The organism is Stenotrophomonas sp. 14P6.2.3, assembly GCF_057799055.1.
On the sequence record NZ_JBYOLA010000048.1, the window covers coordinates 1 to 8,364 of the forward strand.

General features: G+C 66.9%; 4 protein-coding genes and 1 pseudogene. 2 read left to right on the forward strand and 3 right to left on the reverse strand.

Annotation, left to right across the window (positions count from 1 at the left end):
- A pseudogene (locus AC27VL_RS19415) lies at positions 1-287 on the reverse strand (hypothetical protein); the annotation flags it as partial.
- Between the two features lie 30 nt (positions 288-317).
- Positions 318-2,474 carry a RelA/SpoT family protein gene (locus AC27VL_RS19420; RefSeq protein ID WP_488767960.1) on the reverse strand — a complete coding sequence of 719 codons (2,157 nt, stop codon included), beginning with the start codon at positions 2,472-2,474 and terminating at the stop codon, positions 318-320.
- 130 nt (positions 2,475-2,604) lie between these two features.
- Here AC27VL_RS19420 and AC27VL_RS19425 point away from each other — a divergent pair, with 130 nt between their 5' ends.
- Positions 2,605-3,141, forward strand: coding sequence for a hypothetical protein (locus AC27VL_RS19425; RefSeq protein WP_488767962.1), 537 nt, complete (start codon positions 2,605-2,607; stop codon positions 3,139-3,141).
- Between the two features lie 108 nt (positions 3,142-3,249).
- Here the strand turns inward: AC27VL_RS19425 and hrpA are convergent, their stop codons facing one another.
- Positions 3,250-7,335, reverse strand: a complete 4,086-nt coding sequence (gene hrpA / locus AC27VL_RS19430; RefSeq protein WP_488767964.1) for an ATP-dependent RNA helicase HrpA — start codon at positions 7,333-7,335, stop codon at positions 3,250-3,252.
- Positions 7,336-7,421: 86 nt separating this feature from the next.
- Between hrpA and AC27VL_RS19435 the strand changes: the two genes are divergently transcribed.
- Complete coding sequence (locus AC27VL_RS19435) at positions 7,422-7,970, forward strand: Dps family protein (protein WP_089236539.1); 549 nt, start codon at positions 7,422-7,424, stop codon at positions 7,968-7,970.
- Positions 7,971-8,364 lie beyond the last annotated feature (394 nt).

The window sequence follows — 8,364 nt, forward strand, 5'->3', positions numbered from 1 at the left end:
CGTTCGCGCGCGCCGCTGCCGTCGCCCGCAGTCAAGCGGCCTTCGGTCAGCGCGCGATCGCCCTCGGCCAGCAGTTGTTCTATCTGTGGCTCATCCCAGAACCAGTCGGCCAGCGGCTTGCGCACCAGCACCAGCAGCACGAACACCGCTGCAGCAGCCAACAGCGCCCAACGCCACACCCGGCGTGCATGGCGCGCCTGCAGCCACCACCAGCGGCTTTCGCGGCGAACGCGATCGAGCGCCGGATGTGCGGCGCCGTGTGAGCGATGCGGGGGCTCGCGTTCCATGCGTGCAGGGTAGCCGGGGCAGCGTGAAGCTCAGCCCAGACGACGCGCCTCGCTGACGCCGGGCAACGCATCAAGCTTGCCCAGCAGGTTCGACAGCTGGCCGTAGTCGCTGACCTTCAGCCGCAGGCGCAGATGCGCGCGGCCACTGTTGCGGACGTTGTCGCTGTGGATGTCCAGCACGTAGGCGTCTTCCTGTGCGATCAGGTTGGTGATGTCCTTCAGCAGCCAGCGGCGGTCGACCGCCTCGACCACCACGTCCACTTCGTAGCCACCGCCGGCCTGGCCCCATTCCACCGGCAGGATCCTTTGCGGGCTGGTCGCGGCCAGCCGCGCCAGTGCGACGCAGTCTGCACGATGCACCGTGACACCCCGGCTACGGGTCAGGTAGCCGACAATCGGTTCGCCTGCCACCGGCTGGCAGCAGCGCGCCAGCTGCACCAGCAGGTTGCCCACGCCCTGTACGGTGAACTTGGACTTGCCCAGGTTTTCGCGGCGCGCGGTCGGCCGCGGCAATGCCGCCGTCGGCGCCGGCTGGCTGGCGGCACGCTCGGCTTCCAGCAGCGAACGGCTGACCTGGTTGGGGCCGGTATCGCCGAGGGCGACCTGGATGTACAGGTCGTCGACACTATCGGCATGGAACTTCTTCGCCGCCGCGGACAGGTCCGAATGCTGCAGGCCCAGCCGTTTCAGTTCGCGCTCCAGCAGCTCGCGCCCCGCCTGCACGTTGCGCGCACGGTCCAGCTTGTGGAACCAGCTGCGCACCTTCTCGCGCGAGCGGTTGCTGGCCAGGAAGCCGTTGGCCGGCATCAGCCAGTCGCGGCGCGGGTCGGCCTCCTTGCCGGTCAGGATCTCGACCCGATCACCGCTGCGCAGCCGGTAGGTCAACGGCACGATGCGGCCGTTGACCTTGGCGCCACGGCAGCGGTGCCCGACCATGGTGTGCACCTGGTAGGCAAAATCCAGCGGTGTGGCACCCTGCGGCAGGTCCAGCACCTCGTCCTTCGGGGTCAACGCGTAGACCCGGTCTTCGGTCAGCTCGGCATCGAGCGCGCCGGCCAGTTCATTGCCCTGCCCGTCCTGTGCCTGCTCCAGCAGCTGCCGCATCCAGGTGATCTTGCGATCGAACGACTTCTCCGCGCCCTTGCCTCCCTCCTTGTACTTCCAGTGCGCGGCCACGCCCAGCTCGGCCTGTGCGTGCATGTCGTGGGTCCGGATCTGCACTTCGATGGTGCGCCCTTCCGGGCCGACCACCGCCGTGTGCAGCGAGCGGTAATCGTTGGCCTTGGGCCGGGCGATGTAATCGTCGAACTCGCTCGGCACCGGCGCCCACAGCGCATGCACCACCCCGAGCGCGGCGTAGCAGGCGGCCACGTCGTCGACCATCACCCGTACCGCACGGATGTCATACAGCTGGTCGAAGGCCAGGCGCTTCTTCTGCATCTTCCGCCAGATGCTGTAGATGTGCTTGGGCCGGCCACTGACCTCGGCGCGGATGCCCTGCACGCCCAGTTCGCGCGACAGCACTTTCTTCACGTTCTCGACGTAGCGCTCGCGGGCGATGCGCGTTTCGTCGACCTCGCGCGCGATGCGCCGGTAGGTGTCCGGTTCCAGGTGGCGGAACGCTAGATCTTCCAGTTCCCATTTCAACTGCCAGATGCCCAGCCGGTTGGCCAGCGGCGCATGGATGTCGCGGGTCAACTGGGCCAGCGCGCGGCGCTGCTCCTCATCGAGCTTGTCGGCCGCGCGCATGCGCGCCAGCTGCCGGGCCAGCAGGATCGGCACCACCCGCAGGTCGCGGATGATGGCCAGCAGCAACCGGCGCAGGCCTTCGCTGTTGCGGCCCGCCTCGCGACCGGCATGCAGGGCCCACACCGGGTCGGCCGCATCCTGGCCGTCGAGCAGGCCGATCACCGCCGCCTTGTGGCTGCCCAACGGCAGTGTGTCGAGGTGGACGCGCAGGCCCGGCAGATCGAACAGCAGGGCCGCCACCACGGCGCCCTCGTCTGCCGAGAGCATCGCCAGCGCGTCCAGGGTATCGCCCAGCACCGACCAGCTGGCACGCATCTGCGGGTCGCAGTCCGGCGATTCCCAATGCCCGCGCAGGGCCTGGCGCAGCGGAGCAGGCAGCACGGCTGCCGAGGGACGGTTCAACAAGGCATCCAGGCCGGGGACGGAAGCGCGGTTCACAGCATCGAGCAGGCAAGACAGAAGCCCCTACACTAGCGCCGCAGCCGTTCAGGAACAATCGCCGCGGCCACCATCGCCGGGAATGTGGACATGCCGCTACACTCGCTGACATCCACGGGAGAGTTCCGCCATGCCTTCGATCACCCTGCCTTTCCGCCCGCGCCTGCTGGCCTGTGCCGCCCTGCTGCTGTCCCTGTCGGCACCCGCGCTGGCCCAGCGCGTGGTGCAGGGTGACCTGCAGCAGCAGATGTCAGCGGCCGAATTCAAGGCCGCCGGCCTGGACAAACTCAATGCCGCCGAGCTGGCCACGCTGAACCGCTGGCTGCAGGGCAAGGTTGAAGCCGCCACCACCGAAGCCGTCGCTGCGGTGCGCGAAGAAGCGCGCGAGGAAGGCCGTCAGGAAGTGATCGTGAAGAACCGCGGCTTCTTCGACTTCGGCAGCAACGAGCCGATCAGCGGCGTGCTGCAGGGCGAGTTCCGCGGTTTCGGCAAGGGCCGGATCTACGTGCTGGACAATGGCCAGCAGTGGGAACAGACCGATACCACCTCGGTTTCCGGCGTGCGCAAGCAATCGCCGAAGGTCAACATCAGCCCCGGGGTGATGGGCGTGTGGTACCTGAAGGTCGAAGGCGTGAACACCCAGCCCAAGGTGCGCCGCACCAAGTAACGGCGCCATCGGCCGCTACCGCCGGGACCCGCAGTAGATCCACGCCATGCGTGGATGGCATTCCGCTTGACCCCACCGGCGAGCACCCGGCGGGGTCAGGGCCAGGGGTTACGAGGCCTGGCGCAGTGCGGTCACCCGCTGCGCCAGTTTCTTCGCCGAAACGCCGGTGCGTGCGCCCAGCTCCTGCGCGAACAACGACACCCTCAGTTCTTCCAGGTCCCAGCGCAGTGCCTGCCACTGCGGCCGCTCGCGCAGGCCCTGCCGCTCGCCCACCTGCAACGCCTCCAGGAACGGATGCAGTTCCAGCATGCGCGCCTGGTCACGCGGCGGATCGCGCTTGGCACGTTCGGTGCGCAGGATCATCGCCTTCAGGTAGCGCGGGTACTGCGCCAGGGCATCGGCCGGTGTGTCACGCAGGAAACCCGGATGAATCAGCCCAACCAGCTGCGCTTCCATGTCATCCAGATTGCCGCGCGCCCAGCCCATCAACGGCGCCTCCAGCATCGGCTTCAACTCGGCCACCAGGGCAAGGATCAACTCGGCCAGCTTCAACCGCTGCATGGCTTCGCCGAACAGCGTTTTTGCTGCGTGTTCGCGGCGCTGTTCGAATGCCACCGCATCGCGGATATCGCCCAGGCCGTCGGCCAGTACGGCATTCATCGCTGCATCGACCAGATCGCCACGCAGGCGCTCCTGGGTTTCGATCGAGGCGTACAACAGGCCGGTTTTCGCTGCGACCGGCAACTGCTTGCGTGCCTGCTTGATCTTCTCGCCCAGGCCGATCTCCAGCAGCCGGCGCACGCCGAGCGGGTGTAATTCCTCGGCCTGTTGGCGATCGGCGTAGATACGCAATGCGACGCTGTCACCCTCATCCTTCAGCGCGGGATAGGCCGGCACGCCGGCTTCGCCCGGCACCTGCAGCGGAATCGGCGTGGCCGGGAACGTGCGCAGACCATCGGCCGCCATCTCGCGCCCGGCACGCGCGGCGAACGCATCGCCGGCCTGGCCGCCGAATTTCGCACGCAGCACATCCAGATCGCGCGACGTCGCCAGCACCTTGCCCTGCTCATCGCGCAGCCGCAGGTTCATGTGCAGGTGCGGCTCGATTGAACCGGGCTCGAAATCGGTCGCGGCCACGCTTGCCCCGGTTGCCCGTGACAGGAAGCGCGCCAGCTCACCGGTGATCGCATCGGCGCTGGGTTGCGAGAACACTTCGTAGAAGGCGCGCGCGAAATCCGGCGCTGGCACGTAGTTGCGCCGCATCGCCTTGGGCAGGCTGCGGATCAACGCCGCCGCCTTGTCGGCAACGAAACCGGGCGCGAGCCATCCCAACTGCACCGCATCCAGAGCGTTGAGCAGATGCAACGGAACGTCCAGGGTCACGCCGTCATCCTCGGCGCCCGGCTCGAAACGGTAGTGCAGCGGCAGCCGCGCCTGGCCCAGGGCCAGGTACTTCGGGTAGCGCTCCTGCTCGCTGCCTTCACCCGGCAGCAGATCCACCAGCGACCAGTGCAGGCCCTTGCGCTGTTCCGGCGGCAACGCCTTCCACCACGCATCCAGCCCGGACGCGGAGTGGATCTGCGGCGGCACCCGGTCCAGGTACCAGCGTGCCTGCCAGTCCTCGTCGGCGACGATGCCGGCACGGCGCAGCTTGGCTTCTTCCTCGCGGGCCTGCTCCAGCACCTTCTGGTTGTCGGCCACGAAGCTGGCACGGGTGTTGATCTCACCGGTCACCAGTGCCTGGCGCACGAAGATGTCGTGCGCTTCGCCGGCATTGATGCGGCCGTAATGCACCGGTTTCTTCGGTGCCAGCACCAGCCCGAACAGGCTGATCTGTTCGGAGGCCAGCACCTGGCCCTGCGCACGCGACCAATGCGGATCGAAGTGCTTGCGCAGCAGCAGGTGCGGCAGTTCGGCAATCACCCAGTCCGGCTCGATTGCCGCCAGGGTCATGCCCCACACCTTCTGCGTATCCAGCAGGTTGGCCGCCAGCAGCCACGGCGGCGGCCGCTTGGACAGCGTCGAGCCGGGGAACGGCAGGAAACGCCGCTGGCGCGGCGCCTGGAAATCGCCCTTCTCGCTGCGATGGCCGATCTGCGTGGGCAGGCCCGCCACCAGCGCCCGATGCAGGGTCTGGTAGGCAGTGGCGCGGACACGTTCGCTGTAACCACCGCCGTCGGGCACCTGGTCCTTCTGCGCACGCGCGGCGACCGGCGCGGGCGCCGTTTCGGCCTTGCCCTCGCGGGCCAGGCGCGCGGCACGGTGCAGCTGGCCACGGGTCGCCTTTACCGCAGTGGCATCGTCGCGTGCGGCTGGCGGGGCACTGCTGCCAGCCAGCAGCGGCGCCATCGATACCTCATTGGTCTCTTCTTTCCAGCCCAGTTCCTCGCACAGCAGGCGCAGCTGCCGGTGCAGCTCGCGCCATTCACGCATGCGCAGGAAACCAAGGAAATGGCGGCCGCACCAATCACGCAGCTTTGATTGCGTCAGATCCTCATGGGACTGGCGATAGGCATCCCACAGGCGCAACACACCGACGAACTCGGAGCGGCCGTCAGCGAACTGTGCATGTGCGTTGTCGGCGGCGCCACGCGCTTCGGGCGGTCGCTCGCGAGGATCCTGGATGCCCAGGAACGAGGCGATCACCAGCATCGGCCGCAGACAACCGGCCGCCTGTGCGGCCACCAGCATGCGTGCCAGCTTCACGTCCACCGGCAGGCGCGCCATCTGCTTGCCGATCGCGGTCAGATGGCGCTCACTGTCGATCGCCCCCAGCTCGGTCAGATGCTGCCAACCATCAGCGACGGCCCGCTCATCCGGCGCCTCAAGGAACGGGAAGTCCTCGATGCGGCCCAGGCCGAGCTGCAGCATGCGCAGGATCACCCCGGCCAGGCTGGAGCGACGGATCTCCGGATCAGTGAACTCCGGCCGTGCCTGGAAATCGGCCTCGGCATAAAGGCGATAGCAGATGCCCTCGGCCACGCGGCCACAGCGGCCCTTGCGCTGGTTGGCACTGGCCTGCGGGATCGGCTCGATGTGCAGGCGGTCAAGCTTGTTGCGCGGGCTGTAACGCTTGACGCGGGCGAAACCGGGGTCGACCACATAACGGATGCGCGGCACCGTCAGCGACGTCTCGGCCACGTTGGTGGCCAGCACGATGCGCCGGTTCGGGCCCGGGTTGAACACCCGGTCCTGGTCCTGGTTGGACAGCCGCGCGTACAGCGGCAGCACTTCGGTATTGCGGTACTTGCGCCGTTCCAGTGACTGGTGCGCATCGCGGATCTCGCGCTCGCCCGGCAGGAAGATCAGCACGTCACCGCGCGAATCCAGGCGGGTGATTTCATCGATGGCCGAGACGATGGCATCGTTGACCGTGCGCTCGCCCTGCTCTTCGCCCTCGCCTTCCAGCGCGCGATAGCGCACGTCCACCGGATAGGTGCGGCCTTCGACGCTGATCACCGGTGCGTTGTCGAAATGCTGGGCGAAACGCTCGGTGTCGATGGTCGCCGACGTGACGATCAGCTTCAGGTCCGGGCGCTTGCGCAGCAGCTGCTTGAGATAGCCGAGCAGGAAGTCGATGTTGAGGCTGCGCTCATGCGCTTCATCGACAATGATCGTGTCGTAGTTCGACAACCAGCGGTCGCTGGCGATCTCCGCCAGCAGGATGCCGTCGGTCATGAACTTGATACGGGTGTCTTCGCCGACCTTGTCGTTGAAGCGCACCTGGTAGCCCACCAGCTGGCCCAGTTCGCTCTGCAGCTCCTGCGCTACACGGCTGGCCACCGCACGCGCGGCGATCCGTCGCGGCTGAGTACAGCCGATCATGCCCGCCTGGCCACGGCCGGCGGCCAGGCACAGTTTCGGCAGCTGCGTGGTCTTGCCCGAGCCGGTTTCACCGGCGATCACCACCACCTGATGGTCGCGGATCAGCTGGGTGATGGTCTCGGCTTCACGCGCAATCGGCAGCTGTGGGTCCAGAGTAATGGCCGGCTGTTGTTGCGCCCGCGCCTGCCGGCGCTGCACCGAAACCTGCAAGGCCTGCTCGAAGCTGGCGGCCAGCGCCGCATCCTGTGGCTTGGCCTGGCAACGCGAGAGCATTCCCAGCAATCGTCCACGGTCGCGGCTCATGGCGCCGTCGATGGCGGCACGCTGTTGGCGCTGGCGGGACTGCGGCATTTTGTCGATAGCGTTCATCAATCGGTTCGTTTAAAACTTTGAATGCGACCAGTCATCAAGACTGATTTATTGTGAAGGCCAACGATTCCACAAGGAGGAACCCCATGGCGAAGACCAAGAGCACGACCAAGCCCAAGACCGGCAAGCAGAAGCTTGCGGCTTCCGCGCCGTCGGCCCCCAACATCGATATCGGGATCACCCAGGGCAACCGCAAGAAGATCGCCGACGGTTTGGCGCGGTTCCAGGCCGATGCGTTCACGCTCTATCTGAAGACCCACAACTTCCACTGGAATGTCACCGGGTCGATGTTCAACTCGCTGCACACCATGTTCGAGACGCAGTACACCGAACAGTGGGCGGCACTGGACGATGTGGCCGAGCGCATCCGCGCACTGGGCTTCAATGCCCCGGGCTCCTACCGGGAATTTGCTGCGCTGACCTCGATCGTCGAGGAGCCGGGCCTGACCGACAGTGCGGACTGGCGTGAAATGGTACGCCAGTTGGTGGTCGCCAACGAAGCGGTATGCCGTACGGCACGTGAAGTGCTGGACGTGGCCGACGACGCTGACGACGCCCCGACCGAGGATCTGATGACCCAGCGCCTGCAGACCCACGAGAAGTACGCGTGGATGCTGCGTTCCCTTCTCCAGTAAGGGTTGAGGGTTCTCGGCAGGGCTGCGCCCTGCACCCGCTGTAGTGCCGGCCGCTGGCCGGCAACCCACACAGCAACGGCCGAAGCAAAAGCTGGGTTCCTGTGGGTTGGCCGGGTGGGTCCGGTTGCGGGGGACGCCGTGAATCCGTCCATGGAGGCTCGGTCGCGCCATCCATGGCGCTCACGCCCCCCCAACCGGACCCACCCCGCCTTCGACAGTTTCCCGCGGTCTGTCGGACCATCTCTTGGGGTCGGATCCGTTTTCCGCAGGAAAACGGATCCGACCCCATTTTGTTTGTCGATATCTGACAGATTTGATCCACGCATGGCGTGGATGGCCCCACCGCCACCGGGAAACTGTCGAAGGCGGGGCGGTGTCGGATTGCGGGGTGTCC

Excerpts from the sequence above, each read along its gene's own strand:
- AC27VL_RS19425 (WP_488767962.1), top strand. The coding sequence starts at position 2,605 with ATGCCTTCGATCACCCTGCCTTTCCGCCCGCGCCTGCTGGCCTGTGCC.
- hrpA (WP_488767964.1), bottom strand. The coding sequence starts at position 7,335 with ATGAACGCTATCGACAAAATGCCGCAGTCCCGCCAGCGCCAACAGCGT.
- AC27VL_RS19435 (WP_089236539.1), top strand. The coding sequence starts at position 7,422 with ATGGCGAAGACCAAGAGCACGACCAAGCCCAAGACCGGCAAGCAGAAG.